15 protein-coding genes and 1 pseudogene are annotated in these 20784 nt (G+C 62.4%); 2 read left to right on the top strand and 14 right to left on the bottom strand.

Annotation, left to right across the window (positions count from 1 at the left end):
• From asnB to D0550_RS27935, 14 genes are all read right to left on the bottom strand, one after another.
• Positions 1-1233: asparagine synthase (glutamine-hydrolyzing) (gene asnB / locus D0550_RS28000; protein ID WP_116812503.1), on the bottom strand; the 1233-nt coding region annotated here is incomplete at its 3' end.
• Between the two features lie 123 nt (positions 1234-1356).
• Positions 1357-2472 (bottom strand): GNAT family N-acetyltransferase, encoded by a 1116-nt coding sequence (locus D0550_RS27995; protein ID WP_116812502.1) that lies wholly within the window; start codon positions 2470-2472, stop codon positions 1357-1359.
• On the bottom strand, positions 2469-3554 hold the full coding sequence (locus D0550_RS27990) for a glycosyltransferase family A protein (protein ID WP_116812501.1): 1086 nt from the start codon (positions 3552-3554) through the stop codon (positions 2469-2471). Before D0550_RS27990 ends, D0550_RS27995 begins: the two co-directional genes overlap by 4 nt.
• The gene (locus D0550_RS27985) at positions 3551-4813 is read right to left on the bottom strand and encodes a GNAT family N-acetyltransferase (protein WP_161966096.1); all 1263 of its coding nucleotides are present in this window, start codon (positions 4811-4813) and stop codon (positions 3551-3553) included. Before D0550_RS27985 ends, D0550_RS27990 begins: the two co-directional genes overlap by 4 nt.
• Positions 4814-4902: 89 nt before the next feature.
• A complete protein-coding gene (locus tag D0550_RS27980; protein ID WP_206606590.1) occupies positions 4903-5796 on the bottom strand; it encodes an XrtA system polysaccharide deacetylase in 894 nt (297 codons plus the stop codon).
• Positions 5797-5801: 5 nt separating this feature from the next.
• Positions 5802-7085 carry an outer membrane beta-barrel protein gene (locus D0550_RS27975; RefSeq protein ID WP_161966095.1) on the bottom strand — a complete coding sequence of 428 codons (1284 nt, stop codon included), beginning with the start codon at positions 7083-7085 and terminating at the stop codon, positions 5802-5804.
• 128 nt (positions 7086-7213) lie between these two features.
• Entirely contained in the window at positions 7214-8194 is a 981-nt protein-coding gene (locus D0550_RS27970; protein ID WP_153067392.1) for an AAA family ATPase, read from the bottom strand.
• 15 nt (positions 8195-8209) lie between these two features.
• Complete coding sequence (locus tag D0550_RS27965) at positions 8210-9820, bottom strand: XrtA system polysaccharide chain length determinant (protein WP_116812497.1); 1611 nt, start codon at positions 9818-9820, stop codon at positions 8210-8212.
• 7 nt (positions 9821-9827) lie between these two features.
• Positions 9828-10349, bottom strand: coding sequence for an XrtA/PEP-CTERM system exopolysaccharide export protein (locus D0550_RS27960; RefSeq protein ID WP_116812504.1), 522 nt, complete (start codon positions 10347-10349; stop codon positions 9828-9830).
• 354 nt (positions 10350-10703) lie between these two features.
• Positions 10704-13499, bottom strand: a complete 2796-nt coding sequence (prsT, locus tag D0550_RS27955; RefSeq protein WP_116812496.1) for an XrtA/PEP-CTERM system TPR-repeat protein PrsT — start codon at positions 13497-13499, stop codon at positions 10704-10706.
• A gap of 14 nt (positions 13500-13513) precedes the next feature.
• Positions 13514-15031, bottom strand: coding sequence for an exosortase A (xrtA, locus tag D0550_RS27950; RefSeq protein ID WP_116812495.1), 1518 nt, complete (start codon positions 15029-15031; stop codon positions 13514-13516).
• A 13-nt stretch (positions 15032-15044) separates the two neighbouring features.
• On the bottom strand, positions 15045-16400 hold the full coding sequence (gene prsR, locus D0550_RS27945; protein WP_170134692.1) for a PEP-CTERM-box response regulator transcription factor: 1356 nt from the start codon (positions 16398-16400) through the stop codon (positions 15045-15047).
• A gap of 20 nt (positions 16401-16420) precedes the next feature.
• Positions 16421-18508 (bottom strand): XrtA/PEP-CTERM system histidine kinase PrsK, encoded by a 2088-nt coding sequence (gene prsK, locus D0550_RS27940; RefSeq protein ID WP_116812493.1) that lies wholly within the window; start codon positions 18506-18508, stop codon positions 16421-16423.
• A gap of 10 nt (positions 18509-18518) precedes the next feature.
• The gene (locus D0550_RS27935) at positions 18519-19916 is read right to left on the bottom strand and encodes a TIGR03013 family XrtA/PEP-CTERM system glycosyltransferase (RefSeq protein ID WP_116812492.1); all 1398 of its coding nucleotides are present in this window, start codon (positions 19914-19916) and stop codon (positions 18519-18521) included.
• A 319-nt stretch (positions 19917-20235) separates the two neighbouring features.
• On the opposite strand from D0550_RS27935, the gene D0550_RS27930 reads away from it, so the two are divergent.
• Complete coding sequence (locus tag D0550_RS27930) at positions 20236-20424, top strand: (2Fe-2S)-binding protein (protein WP_116812491.1); 189 nt, start codon at positions 20236-20238, stop codon at positions 20422-20424.
• A 141-nt stretch (positions 20425-20565) separates the two neighbouring features.
• A pseudogene (locus D0550_RS27925) lies at positions 20566-20760 on the top strand (ferritin-like domain-containing protein); the annotation flags it as partial.
• Positions 20761-20784 lie beyond the last annotated feature (24 nt).

Below are 20784 nucleotides of genomic sequence, written 5' to 3'. Positions count from 1 at the left end.
GGTCAGGTTCAGGTACGGGTACAGCCGCTTGAGCAGCGCCGGACGCCAGCTGGACTCCGGCTGCTGTGCCCAAAAATGGCGCACCTTGGCCTCTTTGAAAATATCGTAGCCGCCCAGCACCTCATCCGCGCCTTCACCGGTCAACACCACTTTCACGTTCGACCGGCGAACCAGCGCCGACAGCATCTGCATGGGCGCCGGCGCGGTGCGCAGGACGGGCATTTCGCTGTGACGGATGGTCCGCGGGAACGCATTGGCGATGTCCGCGGTCGAGCACTGCACGTGATTGTGAGAGGTTCGCAGATAGTCGACGACTGTACGTTGGTGCACAGACTCATCCAGACCGGCGTCGTCGAAACCAATGGAGAACGTGCGCAGGGTCTGCGGCACGCGCTCCTGTAACAAGGCGACCAACGATGAGGAATCGAGACCGCCGGAGAGATAAGCACCGACCGGCACATCCGCCCGCAGGCGCAGCCGCGTGGCATCGGACAACACCTCGCGCAGCTCCTGCTCGAGATCGGCTTGCGGCGCGTGGCGGTGCTCGCCCTGCTCCGGGAAATTCCATTCCCAATATTGACGACGCTTCACCGCGCCGTTTTCAACGATCAGCATTTCGCCCGGCGCGAGCTGATTGATGCCTTTGAACATCGTGCGCGGTGCGAGCGGCGCCCAGAACGTCATCAGCTCATCGAGGCCATTCGGATCGAGCGCCGGCGGCACGGCGCCGCTGGCGAGAATGGCTTTCACCTCGGACGCGAATACCAGTTCGTCACGCGTCTGCGCGTAATACAACGGCAATATTCCGGCACGGTCGCGCACCAGCAGCAGGCGCCGCTTCGGGCGATCCCAGATCGCAAACGAGAACTGACCGTTCAACTCATCGACGAAACGATCGCCCAGCTCCTCATAGAGGTGCACGATCACTTCGGTGTCGGAATGGGTATAGAAGCGATGGCCGCGCGTCTCGAGGAACTGGCGCAGCTCGATGTAATTGAAGATTTCACCATTGTAGGTGATCCACACCGTGCGCTGGCCGTTGTGGATGGGCTGCGCCCCGCCACCGATATCGATGATGCTCAGGCGCGCGTGGCCGAGGCCCACCCCGGGCTCGATGTGGTAGCCGTCGCCATCGGGACCGCGATGGGCAATGGCCTGCACCATCCGCTCCAGACGGCTGTGCTCAGGCGCCCGCTGCGCGTCGAAATAAAGGGTGCCTGCTATGCCACACATGCTGTTGAAGTCGACTGAAATGCTGGTCCGGCGCGACCAGCAATTGTCCGGGATTTCGCCGCTGGCGGCGTGATCGGGGTCACGCGCACAGTCCGTGAACTGTCAGGCCTGGCGACACTCTTGCTATTGGCGTGCTGCCGGGCCCGATCTGGTCTTCACTTGCGCCCGCAGACGCTGCGTGAAGGCTCTCATTATGTCAGCGCCCAAGGCAACCATTCCTCGGCCGTTGTACGGATAGAAAGCCAAGGTGCGATAGGCCCGCTCCTGCCGGGTCCAGATCGTCAGCCAGGGCTCGGCGCTGCCGAGCATCTCGAACGAGCTGAGCCGCTCCTCGAAGGCCGCCCGCAGCACGTCCCACATCAATTGGATGCCAGGGGAATGCTCGGCCCAGCGCTCGTCATAGCCGATCTTGAGCACCCACCAGCGCCCGGCGTGCACGACACCGATCTGCATGGCGATCGGCGTGCCATCCAGTCGCAGAAAGCACAGTCGCAATTGCCCCTGCCGCGCCAGGCGCTGTGCCAGCTGCAGGAAGAATCCACTCAGGCGGGTGTTGGTCAGCAGGGCACTGCCGCCCCGCCCCTTCCAGCTCGCCGCCTCGACCTGCATGGCTTCGGTCATGGCCGGCTCGACTTGCTCCGGACCGGGGCGGTGGATCTCGACCTCGACCAAGCCTGCGCGCTCCAGATTGCGACGCGCCCGGCGATAGTCCTGGCGACGGCGTGCCGACAGATTCCGTGAATACTCATCCCAACTCGAGGTGATGGGCACGAACGGCGATCCGGACGCTTTGAATTCCAGCAGCTGACCGCGGCCCCGCGCCAGGCGCTTGAATGTTTGCAGAAGTGCGCCATCCGCCGCGATCCGCTGCAGGACCAGCGGCCGCCCCAGACCGACGACCGCCCGGCACACCTTCAGCAACGCATCAGCGTCGCGGTACCCGAAGCCACAAGGTTCGAACAACGTGGTCGCACCAAGAATCTCCAGTCGCTCGACGCCGCCGCCGCTGGTCACACCCAGCGGAGCGAGCGCGATGATTTCATCATCTTGGCGTGCCTGAACGACGCGCAACGCATCGGCACCGTACAAGCGTTCGGCAGCGACCAGAGTCCAATCGACAGACTGTGTGAATTCCTGCGCCAGTTGGGGCAGCTGACGCCACAGCGCTGCAAGCTCATCGGGCGAGTCGATCCGGCGCAGCGTCTCGACGGAGTAGTTCGCTGCCGGCGCCGAGCTCATTGCTGAGAAACGCGAGCAGCCAGCTGGCGCGCACCGTTCAAAGTCGCGCGCATGCCTCGGAGACTCCAGCCGCTACCGGGGATGTTGGCCAGCAAACGCAGCACCGACTCCATGATGGATCTTCGATCCGTCTCGATCGACGCGGCGCGTTTGAGGTGAGCGCGCGCCTGGCCACGACGTGCCAGGAGTAGATCGCGCCTCGCCGCTTGTAACAACAGGCCACGCTGCACCTCGTCGACTTTGTCGCCGAGCTTCACGTAGAACTCCCGATCGGCGCGCCACACTCGATCGATCATCGCGATGCGCCGGCCCAATCGCACACCTGGATCGCCGCGCGTCAGACGCACCTCATCCTCGTGGCTGCGGTTGTATGTGGTCGCCAGATCCGCGTACACGCAGCCGCTCTGCTTGGAGAACCGCGCGAAGAACTCCCAGTCGCCACAGGTCGCCAGGATCTCCGGCAACCGCAGCTGCCCTAACGAAGACTTGCGAATCAGCGAGGAGCTTGGCAGCACGTAGGGACAGACCAGCGACGAAGCGTAGATATCACCGCCACTGACCGTGAATTCCTGCGTCGGCAGCTGCAACGCCGGCATCCCTTTGATCGAAGTGAACGAGCGCTGCCAGCGATACGGCTCGATGCGGCCCGGTATGTGATCCAGCCAGGTGCCCAAGCCGTCCATGGTCGGCAAGACATCCGCCGCGGGGCTTGGGCCTCGGAAGATCATGAAATTCGAGAACGTAAAGCCCACGTCATTGAAATGACGCAGCAGCGCGACCTGCAGCTCGAGCTTGTAAGGCGCCCACAAATCGTCGCTGTCGAGCAGCGCCAGGTACTCGCCCCGCGCTTGTTTGATGCCGAGATTTCGTGCCGCATTCACCCCCGCATTCGGCCGACGTGTATAGCGGATGCGATCGCCGTACCGCTGCACGGCGGCGGTGGTGTCATCGGTCGAGCCATCGTCGATGACGATGATCTCGGTGTTTCGGTAACTCTGCGCCAATACCGTGTCGATCGCTTCGCACAGCAAAGCGGCACGGTTGTAGGTTGGAATGATGACGCTGACCAGCGGTGCGTTCATGGGGACGAATCCGTCGTCTTCGATGTTTCAGCCGCCGGCGCTGCCTCCTTGTGCGCATACAGCGATGGCCGCGAGCCATTGAGCTTGCGACGCAGGCGGCCCAGATTACGCCGCACCCACCGCCAGCCGGTCGCACGCATCGCGTTCGGCAGGCTGTGGTAGACGCTGAGCGTCACGTTGTACCGGGAAACATTGGCGAAGCGGTCTTTGAACGCCTCCTCGCCGATGGTGAAGTCGAGTTCGTGGCGCGAGCGTTGCAAGCCATCCTCGATGATCTTGCGGGTCAACAGCAGCCCGGGCGAATGCTCGGCGTACTTCACCTCGAACGACGGCTTGTACCACATGATGCTGCCGAAATAATCGAAGCCGAAATGAAACGCGATCGGTTGTCCGTTGAACTCGACCACCGAGAACAACAGCCAGCCCGCGGAGTGCAGCGCTGCCGCCAGTGCCAAATAGAATGTGCGCTGACTGCCCATTTCGAACAGGCTCGAGCGCCCGACGGCATGCCAGCGCCGCGCATGCTGCTCGAAAAAGACGGGCAGCAACGATTGAATCTCGCTCAGCGCCGAAACATTGCGAAAACGCACTTCGCCACGCGAGGAGAACCAGTTGAGCGGCCGTTTGAGGCTGTATTTCTTGAGCAGCTTCTCGGCGCCCGAGCGGTCGCTCTCCAGTCGCAACGCCGGACAGCGTTGGTGTGCTTCCTGAACGAAATACAGGCCGTGGCCGATACCGGCGTTCTGCAGCTGCGCGAGCGTGCTCGACTGACGCGGCACATTGCTCAACCAGGCACTGCGCCAGCGCGACGCACGCGTGCGTAGAAACTTACATATGCTGACTATTGCTGCCGGTTTGTCATAGGGCAGCACGAAGTCCTGATAATCGGCATTGCCGGTGCCGACGAATTCCAGTCGCCGACCGCGCCAGGAAACATTCCGCAGCATCATGGCTGCGAAGCCGATGACCCGGCCTTCCCGACGCAACAGCATGAAAAACAACTCGTGCGCGGCGCCGAAGGTCTGCCACCAGGCGTCGAACCACTCGTAAGTCTGGAAGATCGAGTTGGTTTCGTTCTGAGCGACCAGATCGTTCCATTCCCTGGCGGTCAGCGGAATCTGCTCGCGGCGCTCGATGAGCTCGATGTCAATGCAGGCGTTTGATGCAAACGGGGCTGCCACGGCTGGCGCTCCAGCGCCACCCGTCAAAGCCGTCAGCGGCAACGAAGACATCGCCGCGGCCGTTGGAACAGAACGCATCGACATTCACCCGCTGTGGCTTTGCTGAGGGGGTTATCGCCACGCTTCGAAACGATACGCCACGCCCGTTGGCGTGGATGTTCACCGCGTCACACAGATGCTGCAGCGAGCTGACCCACTTGCGCGGCTTCCAGCTGAGAACGCAGCACTTCTTTGACCGTCGTGAACCTGAACTCACCGATCAGGCGCGCCAGCCGCGCCTCGCATACATCCAGGTTGGTGTAATGGCGGAATCTGGACAGCCAGCTCGCATTGAAGCGCGGCTGTTCCGCGTCGATCTCCCACGGATGCAGATAAAAAATAAAAGGCTGTTGTTGCCGTTCGTTGATAGAACGCAGGCCCCAGCGCGTGAACCAGTACGGCAGCAGGCGGAAATAGCCGCCGCCTGCGACCGGCACGCGCCGTCCGAACAACTCAGCCGTCGACAACGGAAACTCGACGATGCTCGCGCCATTTTTGGCATGCATCAGCCCCGGCCGTGTCGACGCCCCTGGAATCCCATAACGATCATGAGCAATCGGAAAAATACTGGAGTCGTAACGGAAGCCCAACTCACACAGGATATCGATGGCCCATAGCGAACGTGCGGTGATCGAATAGCTCGCCGCGCGGTAGCCCAGCACCGGCGCGCCAATCAGATCCTCCAGCAACGCCTTCGACTCACGTGTTTCCTGACGAAACACTTCCGGCGTCTGTCGATAGACCAGCTCATGGGTCAGCCCGTGACAGGCAACCTCATGACCTGCAGCATGAATGCGCTTGATGAGCTCCGGCGAGCGCTTGGCGACCCAGCCGAGCACGAAGAAAGTCGCTCGCATGCCCTTGCTGCCGAACAATTCGAGCAAGCGGTTGGTGCTTTGCTCGGCGCGATATTCCATCGCGTCCCATTGGTCGCGCCGAATGACTTCCGCCAGCGCAGAGACATGGAAATAATCTTCCACGTCCACCGTCATGGCATTCGCAGTCATCGCACTGGCATCCATCTGGCTCACCGGAAACCACCGCCACCGCCCAACGCGGCCGCATCGTCACCGCCCCAGTAATAAGCCAGCGTGAGGAACGCCCGGTTTTCCACGAACTCGTTGCTGCCGCCTCGGCTGTCGCGGTCGATGCGCTCGACCAGCAAGCGCATCCCGAGCGTGCGCCACGCGCGCCAATTCAGCGTCGCGCCAACGCGAAACTCCTCGTTCTCCTGGTCCACGTTCGTGAACTTCTCTTTCTCGAGGGTCGCCCGCAGATCGAGCGTGACAGTACTCGCGATGCGTCGCGATACCCCTGCAGTGAAGTCATTGCGCTCACGATTGAATTGCGCGGCGACTTCGTAATCGTCTTTGCTATGCGCAGCGCCGAGCAAGAAACCGGTGCGGCCGCTCATGTACGACCACTCCAACGACACCAGCTGGTTCTTGAACGGATCGGAAGTCGCAGTGATCTGCCCCGCGCCCCCACCAACCACGTTTCCCGTCAACTGAGCACGCAGCGAATCGCCTGCATCACCCAGTTGCTGGCTGAGCGTCATGCGCAACGTCGACGCTGCGGTCATTTCACGCGCGATGTTGATATTGATCAGCGCGTTGCCCTGCTTGTCGCTGCCATCGCGCTGCAGCCAGGTGTAGCCCATGTTGGCATCGATCGTGGTGCGAGACGCATCGAGCCGCCAGCCGATGAACACACTGTCGCGATCGTAGTCCGTATTCTGCGGATTATCGAAATCGATGGTCTCGGTCACCGCATTCAACGACAACTCGTTGCGTGGAGTCGGACGACGTCCGATGGCCACACCGGCCGTGGTGCGCTCCGCATCGAGGGGACTGGTTTCATAGTTGGTCGACGACCAGCGGCCGAACAAACGACCGAAGCCGGTCGGGCCGAGTCGCACCGTGAGATCCGGACCGGTCGAGAAGTAGTTCAGATCTTCGCGCGTCTCCGGCGTGCTCGCCGCGAACGGATCGGACTGCGCCTGACCAAAGGAGTCCTGCACGACCCAGTTCAGCGTTTCGGGCACGATCCCCAGCGCCAGCGTGCCGTTGGCCGTGCCGACCAGCTCGCTGTCGAAGGTGTTGTCCACGTATTCGTAATAGTTGAGATCGACCATGGCATCGCCGCGAATGCGCCGCGTGCGCTCCTGCCATAGCAGATCGAGACCCATCGTGCCGATGGTCTCGCTGGTCTCGTTCTCGGCAACGCGCCTGATGTTGTCGGTGTAGCCGATACCCGCTTCGGCGGATGCATTGATTTCGGCTCGCGCGGGCGCACCCACAATCATCGCCATGACGCCAGCCGCAGCCGGCGCTGCAACCCATTTACGTCGCATGTGCCCCATGTGCTTTGCCCTTCTCGATCTGCCCTTCGCATTCAGCTGCGAGCGGTGCAGACACCAACATTTCTTTTGAGATCGTCTCAGCCCTCAGCGACGCTACGCCGCAAGGCGGCAGCGTCGGCCTCGACGCTTTCATCCGAACGGTCGCCATCCTTGTGGCCATAGTACTGGTAGTAGTAACCCGGGCGGACCTGTTCATCGGTCTGATTCAATACCAGGCCGATGGACTTGCCTTCGCCCAGCAGTTCAATGGCATCGAGCACCGCGCTCTGCGGCGTCACGCCGGCGCGCACCACCATGACGATCTGGCCCACGACGGCCGACAACGTCATCGCCTCGGTCGTGATCAGCAGCGGCGGCGAATCGAACAACACGATGCGGTTCGGATTGCGCACGGTGATGTGATTGGCAATCTGCTCCATCCGCGAGCTCGCCAGCAGTTCGTTGGCCGTCTCGATCGCCTTGCCGGCCGGCAGGATGCTCAAGCCCGGCACATCGGTCGGCAGAATCAGCGATTCCACATCCAGATGCTCGTCGCGCAGCAGATCCATCAGGCCCAACTCGTTGTGTACGCCGAATGTTCTGCTCAGATGCGCTTTGGCGACATCCGCATCGACCAGCACCACCGACAGGTCTTTTTCCAGCGCGAACGACAACGCCAGATTGATGCTGGTGAATGTCTTGCCGTCACCGGGCATGGCGCTGGCGATCATGATGCGATGACCGCTCGGAACTTTCGGCACGCCCCGACCGAGCGCGTTCGCGATCAGCGGTCGCTTGATCTGGCGATACTCACTGGAGAGCTGACGCTCCTGGCTGGTCGGCGGCAACAGCTCCGCGTGACGCAGAGCGTCGCGGTCGACATGCACGACTCGAGTCGGACGCACCGGCTCGAGCGTTGGCACAGCGCTGACGACAGACACCGCAGGCTGCGGAGCTGGCGCCGGGCGCGCCGCCTGCATCGGCACGGTGTTGAACGATGGTTGCGCATGCGCATGCGCTGGCGGCACTTGCCCGCGCGATTCCTGGATCTTTTTTAAAGCTCGTTCGACCAGACTCATCGTCAACTCCGGGCGTTAGCCCAACATCTGACGCAGCAGGTGCGAAGCCGGCTGCTGCATGACCACAACCACGATGAATACGACGAACAGGGCCGCTGCGGCGACCGAGTAACGCACCAAGCCCCGGCGCAACTGCGCCTGATATTTCTCGACCCAGCTGCGAGTGACCGAGCCGAGCACCGGCAAACCGGTCATGTCCGCCAGCGAGCGGCTGGTCGCGAACACCGGCCGCATCATGTGCATCAAGTAAGCGACACCACAACCCGCGCCAATACCGATAACGAACACGGCGAGCAGGAACAACGGACGATTCGGGAAGATGGGAGCGAAGCTCGCGCTCGGCGGATCGACGATGTTGAACTTCACCACGCCGGTCTGCTCGGCGTCGCCGGACAGACGCGCCTTCTCCAAACGTTCCAACAAGCTGTTGTACTGGGTGCGAGTGACGGTGTAGTCACGAGTCAGGCGCGCGTATTCGGCTTCCACTTCCGGCGCGGTATCGACCAGTCGGCGCAGCTCAGCCTCATTACGCTGGTGGTCGGCCAGCTGGCTGCGCAGCTCGGCGATCGTCACGTCGGCCTGATTCAACGTGGTTTGAATGCTTTGATACACCGGATTGCTGGCCGCATTCGCAAGCGCAGCGGCGCCCGGGTCGCCCCGACGCAACGCGGCCAGCTCTTCCTGCTGACGCTGCTTCAGTGCGTCCAATGTTTCCTTGGTCGCAATGACTTCGGGATGCCGCTCGGTGTAGCGAAGCAACAGATCATCCAGACGTGATTGTGTCTCCTGGATGCGCGTAGCTGTGTCCTGCGGACCGCCATTCGCACCATTCGTGCGAGCCGTGGTGCCGGTTTCGGTCGGCGGCACGAACGGTGTTTCGCCACGCAACTGACGCTGCAACTCCAGACGCCGGCTGTTGGCCACGGCGATCTGGCTTTGCAGGCGTTTGACTTCCTGCATTTCGGTGGTCAGGCGCGCGAAGTAACCGCCCTCATCGCCCGGCACCAGGCCGACGTTCTTTTTCTTGAACTCGGCCAGCTGGTTTTCGGCTTCGGCGAGGCGGCGGCCATAGTCGGTCAACTGCTCTTTCAAGAAGCGCTGCGCGGATGCCGTACCGTTGCGGTCCGAGCCGATCGTGTCTTCGACGAACGAGTTCAGGAGCACGTCGACGACCTTCAACGCCGTCTGACGCTCATGATCGGTGAACGAAATACGGAACAATGTATTCGGAATGCGCGGATCGCGCGTCAGTGGCGGCTCGAGCTCGACCTCGACGCGCGAGATGATGCTGTTGAGCAACTTTTCGCGTTCCGGGCCAGTGCGCGCCGTGACATCCAGCCCCACCTGCTGCGCGACCTTTTCCAGGTTCGCGCGGCCCAGCAACGCCTGACGCACCAGGTTCAGCTGCGACTCCACGTCCATGTTGACGACCAGGCCATCGACGACGTTGCGCAGCGCCGTGCGGGTATCGACGTTGACGCGGGCACTGGATCGATATGAGTCCGGGATCGTGTAGACCACGAACCAGCCGAACAGGCACACGCCCCACGCCACCGCCAGCGCATAGCGCCGGAAGCGCCACGCGCCGCGCAGCTCGTTCAAAACCTGATCGATCAGTGCCTGCATGGTTTGCTCAGAAGAAAGATTGCGGTACGACGATCACGTCACCCGGTTTCAGCTCCAGGTTGTTCTTCATCGCACCTTTGTTCACGAGGTCTTCGACCTTGACACGCAGCTCCGTATCCTTGCCATCGACTTTCCGGACAATCTTGCCGCGATTGCCAGCCGCGAATTCCGTGAGCCCGCCCGCCGCGAGGATCGCATCGAGCACCCGCATGCCTTCGCGATACGGCAGCGACTGCGGCGTGGTCACCTGCCCGATGACTTTCACCTGGCTGAACGCGCTCACCGGATTGGTAACGATCACGTTGACCTGCGGCGAGCGAATGTATTCGGCGAGCACAACTTCGACGTCACGCGCCAGCTGTGAAGGCGTTTTGCCGACGGCAACCATGTCTTCGACCAGCGGAGTCGAGATCTTTCCATCCGGACGCACCGGCACCGACTGCGTCAGCTCGGGGTTGCGCCACACGAATATTTGCAATGTGTCGCCGGGACCGATGCGGTAATCGGGAGCCACCGAGCTGGTCGCCATCTGCGGCATCGCTTGGGCGGCGGGCGGAGTGTCGGCAGGCTTGACACTCTCGAGGGCTTGGCTGGGTTGGGGGGCCGGCGCGGAGCTGGCTGTGGAAGAGTCGGTTACCTGGCTCCAAACGCTCGCGGCCCAGAAAAACATCAATATGGCCGCGAAGTTGAGCGCCGAAAATTGCTTCTGCATTCGATTCGTCACGAGTGAAAGGTGGCAGCGGGTCGCTACGCCCCAGCGAACTGCAGTACGGCTCACGTCATGCATACATCACAGCGGCGGTAGCCTAACAGAAAAGCTCCTAAACCCAGCGAAACGGGCTGTAAAACCGTGACGTAGCGCGCGCTTGTCCGTACTGCTGTGCTACTCCTGCCCGCCCAGCTCTAACAGCAGGCGCTGGGCCGCGGCACGGTTGTCGAAGGTTGCCTGACCGGCGAGCAGCTGAGTGAGCTGTTCTTTGGCCTGCGTCTTGGCCCCCGTGCGGGCAAGAGCGGCAGCGTAGTGATACTTGATGTCGGCCGATGCATTGGTCGCGGTCGCTGCCTGTTCCAGCAGCGGCAAGCCTTCGTTGGCCTGGCCGGTTTCGACCAGAATCCAGCCGAGCGTGTCCATGATAGCCGGAAGCTGGGGCGCAAGTTGATGAGCCTGACGGGCAGTAGGCAGTGCCCGTTGATCGCGTTGCTCATGATACAGCCACGCCAGGTTGTTCAGCGACGGCACATGCTTGGGCTGACGTTGCACGATCTGCTCGTACTGGCCGATCGCCTTTTTGGCCTCACCGCTTTGCAGATAGGCGTCGGCCAGCAAAGTGCGGAACCCCAGATCCTCCGGATGCTCGCGCGACCAACGCTCCAACGGCTCGACGGCGTTGGGCAGCTTGCCGGCACTGCGCACCTGGAAAATCTTGGTCGCCAGCTCCGGCGCGGGCCGCAGCGCCGCTGCCGCTTCGTAGGCTCGCGAGGCTTCCGGATACTTCTGTAGAACAGTGTAGACCTCGCCTTCCAGCGCCAGCAGCTGTGGATTGTTCGGGCGTGTTTGTTTCAGTGATTCGATGCGATTCAACGCCGCGTCGCCGTTGCCTTCCTGTACTTCCAGGAACGCAAGCGCGCCGATGGCCGGCAGCCATTCCGGCTGCAGGCTCAAGGCTTTTTCCAGCGACTCGCGCGCCGGGCCGCGTTGATTCAAACCCAATTGCGCACGTCCTAAGTTCAACCACAACAGCGGATTGCCCGCCTCGCTCGCCGTGCCTTCCTTGAACATCGTCTGCGCCTGATCGAAGCGGCCGCTTTCGAGATAGAGCATGCCGGCGGTGTTCAACACGTCGCCGCGCTTCGACGATGCATTCACCGCTGCATTGATGAGCTCATCTGCCCGCTTGGCGTCATCCTTCGCGAGCGCGATGCGTGCCAGCATCAGCGGCGGCTCGACGGCCTTCGGATTGGCTTTGTGGAGCGCTTCGAGACGGCCGCTCGCGGCGGCTTGATTGCCTTGCGCCAGTTCCAATTCAACCAGGGCAAGCTGCGCGCCCGTGTTGGCCGGATCGAGATCGATCAAGCGCTGCAAGGCGGCGCGTGCCGCGTCTGGCCGGCGAGCCGTCCACTCGAGTCGGCCCAGCGCAAACAGCAGCTCCGGTTGTTTCGGATTCTTGGCGAGCGCGTCGTTGAGCAATGCCCGCCCCTTATCCAGCTCACCGCTGCGCGCATGAAAACCCGCCGCGATGCCAACCGCAGCGGGCTCGTTGCCGTACTTGTTCAACATGCTTTGTACTTGCGTACGTGCAGCGGCGGGCCCTTCGGCAACCGCGACAGCCTGGATCAACAACGCTTCGCGACGCGGATCGATCTCGGCACCACTGTCCACCCGACGCAGCTGAGCGACAGCCTTGGTCGCCGCGCCCGCCTGCATATAGGCACTCGCCAACTGCAGCTGCAGTCCGCGACTGTTCGGTGCGTCCTTCAGTGCCTTTTCCAGCGTCTCGATGGTTTGTCCATCGGCGCCAGCAGCGACCCGGGCTCCTTCGAACAAACTGGTCAGACGCGAGTCGTCGGCGTTCGTCTCGATCGCCGGCACCAGCACTCGCAACGCACCGTCCGGATCCCGCAGACGCATGCGCACCTGCGCCAGCAACTGCCTCGCTTCGAGATTCTGCGGAGCCTGCTCGACGACCTGATTCAACTCCCGGCTCGCCTGCTCCAGATTGCCTTGCGCGACCAGCGCGACGCCAAGCAGATAGCGCGCTTGAGTAAATTGCGGGGCGGCATTCACCAGCCGACGCAAACCGCTCGCGGCGCCCGAGTAGTCGTTCGCCGCCATCGAGATGCGCGCCGACATCAATGTCGACAGCGGCGAGCCGGCGGCAATGCGATTCATAGCGTCGAGGTTGGTGCGAGCCGCATCGATGTTACGACTGGCCAGCTGCATCTCGATCAACGTCGACAGCAGCGATACCTGACGCGTCGCTTCGAGCTGCTTGTCCGCCAGCGCCTTGGCCTTGAGCAGCGCTTTCTCGGCCTCTTCGGCCTTGCTGGCGCGCGCCAGAATTGCACCCTGCGAATACCACGCAAGGGCCGACTGCTGATGTTTCTCTGTGAGTTGCGTGGCTAGCGCCAAGGCACCGGGCGCATCGCCCTGCGCCGCCATCGTATCGATGATGCCAACCTGGGCATCGATCAATTGCGGACCGGCGGCCGCCGCGGCGCGAAACGCCTGTTGAGCCTCCGCGGTCTTGCCCATTCCCTGCAGCGCGAAGCCGCGATACAAGTCGGCCCGCGCCGGTTTGATCTGATCCGAGGATGCGCCGGCGAGCTTGTCCAGCGCGACAGCAAAGCGTCCCAGCGCCAGGTCGATGCGAACCCTCAGTTCGAGATACGGATCCGGGCCGCTGGCTGCGGGCAATCGATTGAGCTCGACTTCGGCGTTGCTCGGATCCCCCAGCCACAGCGCGACTTCGGCCAGCAGCGCGCGTGCCTCGTGCAGATCGTTATCTTTCTGCAAGGCATTCTTCAGCTCGACCAGCGCGCGACGATAGTCACCCTCGGCCACGGCAGATTGCGCACGTTCATAGCGCTGCTCGGGACTGACGAGAAAATCGCAACCGGCACTGCTCAGCAGCAGTGCGCCGAGCACGGAGCTCGCCATCAACGTGCGGATCTTCAACATCTCCTGCTCCCCGATTAATTCCCAACGCTGGCCGCGAGGCTCGTTGTCACGTCGCGCAAGGTATCGCGCGCAGCCGAGCAGTCTTCGCCCTGACAGCGCGTTCTGAACGCAACGACGGCCGACAGCGGTGCCGACACCAACGATCGCACGCCGTATTGAATCTGCAGGGTCAGGTCGTCGTCATGCCAGACTTCATCCAGACGATAGGCGGACCACACCAACCAGCGAGCGCCGCTCGAGTCGGTCGCTTCCACCTCCATCCACGGGCCGTGCCCCGCGCGGCCGCGGCGTCGCACATTCAAGGTTTCGCCGCTGATGGAATTGTTGAAGGCCACCAGTTCCTTGCCCTGGTGCTGATCGCCGTAGAGCGCAGCGTAACCTTCGACCGAATGGTCAGCCCTCGAATAACGCGCGCGCTGAATCATATCGGCGGCTTCGAATACCGGCTGCCAATCATCGTGCCTGACCTGATCCGCCGACCAACCCTCGAGCGTCGCCGGCAGCAAGCGCGGCAACTGATCTTTTGGAATCGTGTTGCGATCTGCGAGCAGCCACACCGGCGCGACCAGCAAACTGATTAGCGCCAGCGCCGCACCCCGCCACGACAGCGGCCCGCTCTTGGGCGCGGACTGCGCTTGCGCCTGTGCTTCGGGCGGCGCCGGCCAGCGCCGCACGATCAGAAAGAAAATCACCATCGTGCCGACGAACATCACCCAGCCGAAGCTGTAGTGCTCCTTTGTCACCAGATAGTGCTGCATGTCCGTCACGTGCGCAGCCACGGCGATGATGAAGATACGAATCCAGTTGGTCAGCATCGCGAGCACCGCCGCCAGCACGACCAGCTTGACGCGCGTCCACCACGGATCCCGATTCAGCTCGCCATACAACACCGCGATCGCGATGCCTACGATCAGAAAGTGCAGACCGCTGCAGCCGCCTGCGATCTCCAGCGAGCCCGCCGGAAGCGTGAAAGTGTTGCCCGAGAAGAACGCCGGAATGCCCGCGGTCCGCAACAGCATGCGAACGGCGAACGTCGACAGGGATTGCAGCAACGGATTGATCGCGTCCCACAGCGGGATCGCAAAATAAAGAAACGCGAACGGCAGCCAGTTGCGCCGCGCCGCCTGCAAGCCGTAACCGGCGACGAATGCGCCGAAGATCATGACCGGCAACAGCGCCTCGTGACCGATACGAATGCCGGCGCGATAGACGATCAACCAAACCACGCTGGCTGCGAGCACGCCGCTACAGGCCAGGACACTGGGCCGAATCTCCACCTGCGACCAGGCCGCTCGATTCCACCACAACATCCACAAGCTCATCGCGACGATCAGATAGCCGTGCGTATACGAGCGGCGGACCGTGTCTTCCCATTGCTCGATGAGCGCGGCAGTGGTCGGCCAGAACAGCAGAAAGCCGAGCACGAGCAGCGCCATCGACCCGAGCGCACGTAAGGTGCGATTGCGAGCGATGGCGCGAGGATCGAGCGCGAGCGTCGTCGCGTCTGTCGACGACCAACCGGGTGTGGCCATCGTCAATGCGCCTTCAGTGAGAGATGCCGTACTTGTCCATCAGGTCGTACAGCGTCGGCCGGCTGACGCCGAGCAGCTCGGAAGTGCGCGAGATGTTGCCTTCCGTGATGGACAGCGCCTGACGAATCGCCTGACGTTCGGCGCGCGTGCGCACCTCTTTCAGATTGAACAGCAGCTCGCCATCGACGCTTTCTTTCAGATGCAGATCTTCGGCGGTGAGCAGCGAGCCCTCGCCCATGATCATCGCCGTCTTGACCCGATTCTCCAGCTCACGCACGTTGCCAGGCCAGGAATAGGCTTCCAGCGCCGCCGTCGCCTCTTCGGTGAAACCCCGCTTCGGACGGCCATGCATGCCACCGAACTTGCGCAGCATCGCGTGCGCAAGCACGGTCGGTGCACCACGACGCTCGCGCAAGGGCGGCACGTCGATGGTCACTTCGCCGATACGGAAGTACAAATCCTCACGGAAACGCTGCTCCGTGATCAGCTGTTTCACATTCTTGTTGGTCGCGCACACGACGCGCACGTCGACCGGAATTTCCTGCCGGCCGCCGACGCGCTCGATGACGTGGTTCTGCAGGAAACGCAACAGCTTCGCCTGCAACGCCAGTGGCATGTCGCCGATCTCATCGAGGAACAGCGTGCCGCCGCTCGACAGCTCGACCTTGCCGATGGTCTGCTTCACCGCACCGGTGAACGCACCCTTCTCGTAACCAAACAACTCGCTTTCCAGCAGTTGCTCCGGAATGGCGGCGCAGTTGATGGCGACGAACTTGCCGTCGCGACGACCGCTCTGCTTGTGAATGGCACGAGCGATGAGTTCTTTGCCCGTGCCGCTCTCACCGAGGATCAGCACCGAGACCGCGGCCGGTGCGACCTTCTCGATCATGCGGCGCACTTTCAGCATCGAATCGTCGGTGGCGATCATGCCTTCGAAGGGCGCGGTGAACTGCGCTTCCTGCAGCTGACGGTTCTGCTCTTCCAAGGCGTGAATGTGGAACGCGCGGCTGACGATCAACCGCAGCACGTCGGTATCGACCGGCTTCTGATAGAAGTCGTAGGCGCCGAGCGAGACCGCGCGCACTGCGTTGTCCCGATCGTTGTTGCCGGTGACGACGATCACTTTGGTACCCGGCGCGAGGCTCAGCGTCTCACGCAGCGTCTGCATGCCTTCGTTGACGCCTTCGGGATCCGGCGGCAGGCCGAGATCCTGCAGCACCACCGGCGGCTCGAACCGGCGCAGCTGCGCCAGCGCTTCGGCACGGGTGCCGGCAATTAGCACCTCATGCTCATCGAAGCACCACTTCAGCTGCTTTTGCAACCCGAGGTCATCTTCGACGATCAGGAGTTTGGGCTTGTCTTCGCTCACGATCTTGCTCCTGTGGAAGCTCAGCTGTTCACGGCGCTGTTGGGCGCGGCCGCGGTCGCATCCAGGCTCTGAGAAAGCGGAAGGCTAACCGCAAAACGGGTTCCCTGTCCGGGACTGCTCTGCACTTCCACATCACCCCCGAGCAAACGAATGTATTCACGGACCTGATACGCCCCGATGCCCATGCCTTTGGCACCCTTGGTGCTGTCGAACGGGCGGAACAGGCGATTGCGGATGAAATCCGCCTCCATACCGACGCCAGTGTCTTCCACGACTAAGTGGGCCTCCCGGCCCTGTTGTCCGATGCTCACCGACACGGCTCCGCTCTCGCTGGTGGCGTCCTGCGCATTGCGGATGATGTGCTCGATGACTACTGAGAGACGCTCGGCGTTGGCCATCACCATCACCGGCAGCCCCGCCTGCAATTGCGGCTTCGGCGCGCGATAGCTGCAACGAGACACGGCCTGCTGGGCCAGCTCGCGCAGGTCGGCGGCGACGTGACGATCGGCCGAGGTCGAGCCGCGCAGCTGCTCGATCAGCTTGGTCATGCGCTCGGCCGCGTTGGCAATCGTTTCCATCGCATCGTCGACGAATTCCGGCTTGTGCTTGTGACGCGGGGCGTTGGCGACGATCAGCTTCAGCTGCGCCACCGAGTTCTTCAGGTCGTGCATCATGAAAGCGGTCAGTCGGTTGTACGCCTCGAACTGACGGCTCTCGGCCAGGCGGCGGTCCGCATCCTGTTGCGCGATGTGAGTGGCCACGTGGCGGCCCAACGTCTTGAGCAAATCTCGATCTTCGTACGTCAATTCGAACGGCGGAGGCGGATCGTACAACACCACGAAGCCCACCAGCCGATCCAATTGCAGCATCGGCGAGACGATGCGCAGCTGCTCGTTGTCGAGCAGCCAGGACGGCATCGCGATATTGCCGTAGAAATCCGGGGCGCGGCGGAATTCCTCGGTATCGATGATCCACTGCTTGCCGGCGAGGAACTGCGGCAGATCGTCTTCGGCGGAGATGCTCGCCGGCAGCCCTACCGAATCGATGCTCATCGGCCAGGCCGCGTACGGCAGGAACTTCTTGTCCGTCTCGTCGCGCAGGAACAGGAAGCCGCCCGGGCTGGCGAAGATCTGCGCCATGGCGCGCACAGCGGTACGCCCGACATCCTCCTCTTCGGTCGAAGACAGCGTGCCGATGAAGCGCAGCCATTCGATGCGATAGTCGTACTTGTTGCGGTAGAAGTGCTTGCTGATGAAGACCCGCGTGTGCCGCCGCAGCGGCGCCGACGTAACCAGACTTGCGAGCACCACGACGGCGCCTGCGAAGAACACGATCTGACCGACATTGCCCCACGCCCCGCCGATCTCGCGGACATACAACCCACCGAGCGCCATCACCGTGAGATAGGAGCCAATGACCAAAACGGTGGTCGTATAGAAAACGATCTGCCGCGACACGAACACATCCAGCGACCACTCGGGATTGCGGCGCGCCGCGATGGCGATCAAGGGCATCGCAAAGGCGTTGAGGATGCCCCGCGAGGTCCACGCATCAACCGACACGGCGCGCAGCAGCTCGGTCTGCGAATACAGAAACAGGTCATAGGCGAACAGCGTGCCCACACCGATGATGAAGTACTTGAGCGAGCGGCGCGCGATCTGTGAGGAGTTGCGATAGATCTGCTCGAGCAGGATCAAGGCCAGCAACGACAGCGCCAGCCCCGCGCGCGACAGCAGCAACGTCGGATTGACGATGGCGATGCCGAAATGCTCGAGCACCGGCAGAACGACCGCCGCGCCGAGCAACAGGACACACAAGCCGCGCGCCGCGTTCGACAGGAATTTGGGAGCCGCGATGCCGGCGATCGCCACCAGTGTCAGCAGCCAGGCGCCGCCTCGGATGGATTCGGCCAGGTAGATGACGAGCACCGGCACGTGGCCGGTGTAACTCTGCGCAGCCAGAATCCCGGCCCACAGGGCCGTTACCGCGCTGGCAACGATGAGGTGTGCACCTTGTTGCCGACCACGCCAGGCCGTGATCAGCAGTAGGGTCAATACCAGGAAGCTCAGCGCCGCGATGCCATAGCTGGCAATGCCGAACGCATTCATTCAGGAGCTCTCAACGCGCGCCCTTTCTCCACACGATCACTTCCACCGTCTGTACCAGGATGGCCAGATAGAACAGCAGGCTATGGTTTTTGACGTAGAACAGATCGTATTGCAGTTTCTCGATGGCGTCCTGCTCGGAAGAGCCATACGGATAGCACAGCTGCGCCCAGCCGGTAATGCCCGGCTTGATGGTGTGACGCTCGCGATAGTACGGGATGCGCTCCTCGAGCTGCCCGACGAACTCCGGACGCTCCGGACGCGGACCGACGAAGCTCATCTCACCGCGCAGCACGTTCAAGATCTGCGGCAGCTCATCGATGCGCGTCAGCCGGGTGAACGCGCCGATCGGCGTGACTCGGGTGTCGTTCTTCTGCGCCCATTGCGCGCCGTCCTTCTCCGCATCCTCGCGCATGCTGCGGAACTTCAGCAGCCGGAATGGCCGGCCATACTGCCCCACTCGCACCTGGCGGTAAAAGATCGAGGCCTTCGGGCCTTCCACGATTTTGATGGAGAGCGCCGTCAGCACCATGAGGGGCGCCGCAACCACCAGCAACACCAGGCTGGCCAGAATGTCGAAGGCGCGCTCCAGGGTGTCATGGATCCGGCCGCGCCCGAAGCCTTCCGAAAAAATCATCCAGCTGGGATTGAGCAGATCCAGACGCACCTTGCCGGTCTCGCGCTCCAGGAAAGTCACCAGCTCCAGGATGTCGACGCCTTCCAGTCGACACTCCAGCAACTGATCCATGGGAAAGCGACGGCGCCGATCGTCCATGGCCACGACGATTTCGTCGATGCGGTGCTTTTCGCACAAGGTGAGCAGATCGACCGTGGTCGGCAGCTTTTCGTTCTCCGGGACGTCGGAACCCTCGTCCCCTTCGGCCGGCACATACCCGACGACCACGAAGCCGCGACGATCCGAACGACGCCGCAGGCGCGCGATGCTCGCGCCGCGCCGGCCCGAGCCGTAGACCAGCACGCGCCGCTTGAACACGTCCTCATCGACCAGCGTATCGAACACGACCCGCGCGATCACCGAGCCGCCAAACGCGATCACCAGGCTGATCAGCAGTGCGCCGCGGCCAATGTGCAGGTCCGGGAACACGTAGAACAGAATGGTGATGAACATGGCGCCGCCGATCACGCTGGCGGCCACGCGCGCGATCAGACCGGCCAGACGCGAGCGCTGACGGGAGTTGTACAGGCCCATCGCGGCCAGGCTGACGAACAGCACCCCCGCGAACACCAGCCCGCGCGGCAGCATCGGGCCGAGCATCTCCTCCGCCAGCGGCTGCGAGTTGAAGCGCAGATAGGCCGCGGCATAGGGCGCAAAGAAGAAGATCACACCCTCGATGACCGCGAGCACGGCCAGGTGCAGGTGCCAGTAATGTTGGAAAATTCGAATCGCCACGCGTTATTTCGAGCCTTTTCGCAAACGTTCGCTTCTGATCGGTGCCAGGCCGGCCGGCTATTGAGCGCCAGTTGCGCGCGGCGCACCAGCGGCCGTAAGTCTAGTCATCTCCCCATCACGGTCGCGTGAAGGCAGTCACACGCGCTACTGTCAAATCCACAACCCCGTCCCAGCCAGCCGTAAAAGTCCTGAAAAGGATGCCAGGGGACGGATTCAGGGGCTGTAGGCGCACTCTTCAATTGACAATCATTCGCATTTGTTTTTACATGATGGCCAATCGCCGCGACGCACGCCAGTCGCGCAGGATCGAGAGCCAACCATGTACATTTGCGTGTGCAATGCCATCAGCGATCGCCAGATCCGCGAAACCGTGGATCAAGGCGCTGCATCGCTGTTCGAAGTCCAGATGCGCCTGCCCGTCGCCAGCTGCTGCGGCCGGTGCGAAGATTCTGCGCGAGAAGTGATTGAGTCTCATATCGAATCTGCGAATCGTCCCGCTGCCGCCTAGCCAAGCCCGCGTATTCTCGCGGTAATTCATCGATTCGTCTCCCCTCTCTTCGTGCTGCGCCGGCGCGCAGTTGCCTCGCTCCGCGCCCCTCTCCAAGATTCGCGGCTTTCTTGCCATCCATCGAGTCCGGAAGGAGAGCACATGCAGGGCCACGCAACGGTATTGCGTCATCTCAACAATGTTCTGAAGAACGAGCTGACGGCCATCAACCAGTATTTTTTGCACGCCCGCATGTTCGAGCACTGGGGCCTGAAGAAGCTGGGCGAGTACACCTATAAAGAATCCATCGACGAGATGAAGCATGCCGACAAGCTCATCAAGCGCATCCTGTTCCTGTCTCTTATACACATCTGACGCTGC

The organism is Steroidobacter cummioxidans (assembly GCF_003104955.1).
Note: the sequence above shows the minus strand (reverse complement) of the source record. Positions and strands in the feature narration are given on the sequence as shown.

Excerpts from the sequence above, each read along its gene's own strand:
- D0550_RS27975 (WP_161966095.1), bottom strand. The coding sequence starts at position 7,085 with ATGGCGATGATTGTGGGTGCGCCCGCGCGAGCCGAAATCAATGCATCC.
- prsT (WP_116812496.1), bottom strand. The coding sequence starts at position 13,499 with ATGTTGAAGATCCGCACGTTGATGGCGAGCTCCGTGCTCGGCGCACTG.
- prsK (WP_116812493.1), bottom strand. The coding sequence starts at position 18,508 with ATGAATGCGTTCGGCATTGCCAGCTATGGCATCGCGGCGCTGAGCTTC.
- xrtA (WP_116812495.1), bottom strand. The coding sequence starts at position 15,031 with ATGGCCACACCCGGTTGGTCGTCGACAGACGCGACGACGCTCGCGCTC.
- D0550_RS27985 (WP_161966096.1), bottom strand. The coding sequence starts at position 4,813 with ATGCGTTCTGTTCCAACGGCCGCGGCGATGTCTTCGTTGCCGCTGACG.
- D0550_RS27965 (WP_116812497.1), bottom strand. The coding sequence starts at position 9,820 with ATGCAGGCACTGATCGATCAGGTTTTGAACGAGCTGCGCGGCGCGTGG.
- D0550_RS27995 (WP_116812502.1), bottom strand. The coding sequence starts at position 2,472 with ATGAGCTCGGCGCCGGCAGCGAACTACTCCGTCGAGACGCTGCGCCGG.
- D0550_RS27930 (WP_116812491.1), top strand. The coding sequence starts at position 20,236 with ATGTACATTTGCGTGTGCAATGCCATCAGCGATCGCCAGATCCGCGAA.
- D0550_RS27970 (WP_153067392.1), bottom strand. The coding sequence starts at position 8,194 with ATGAGTCTGGTCGAACGAGCTTTAAAAAAGATCCAGGAATCGCGCGGG.
- D0550_RS27960 (WP_116812504.1), bottom strand. The coding sequence starts at position 10,349 with ATGGCGACCAGCTCGGTGGCTCCCGATTACCGCATCGGTCCCGGCGAC.
- D0550_RS27980 (WP_206606590.1), bottom strand. The coding sequence starts at position 5,796 with ATGGATGCCAGTGCGATGACTGCGAATGCCATGACGGTGGACGTGGAA.
- D0550_RS27990 (WP_116812501.1), bottom strand. The coding sequence starts at position 3,554 with ATGAACGCACCGCTGGTCAGCGTCATCATTCCAACCTACAACCGTGCC.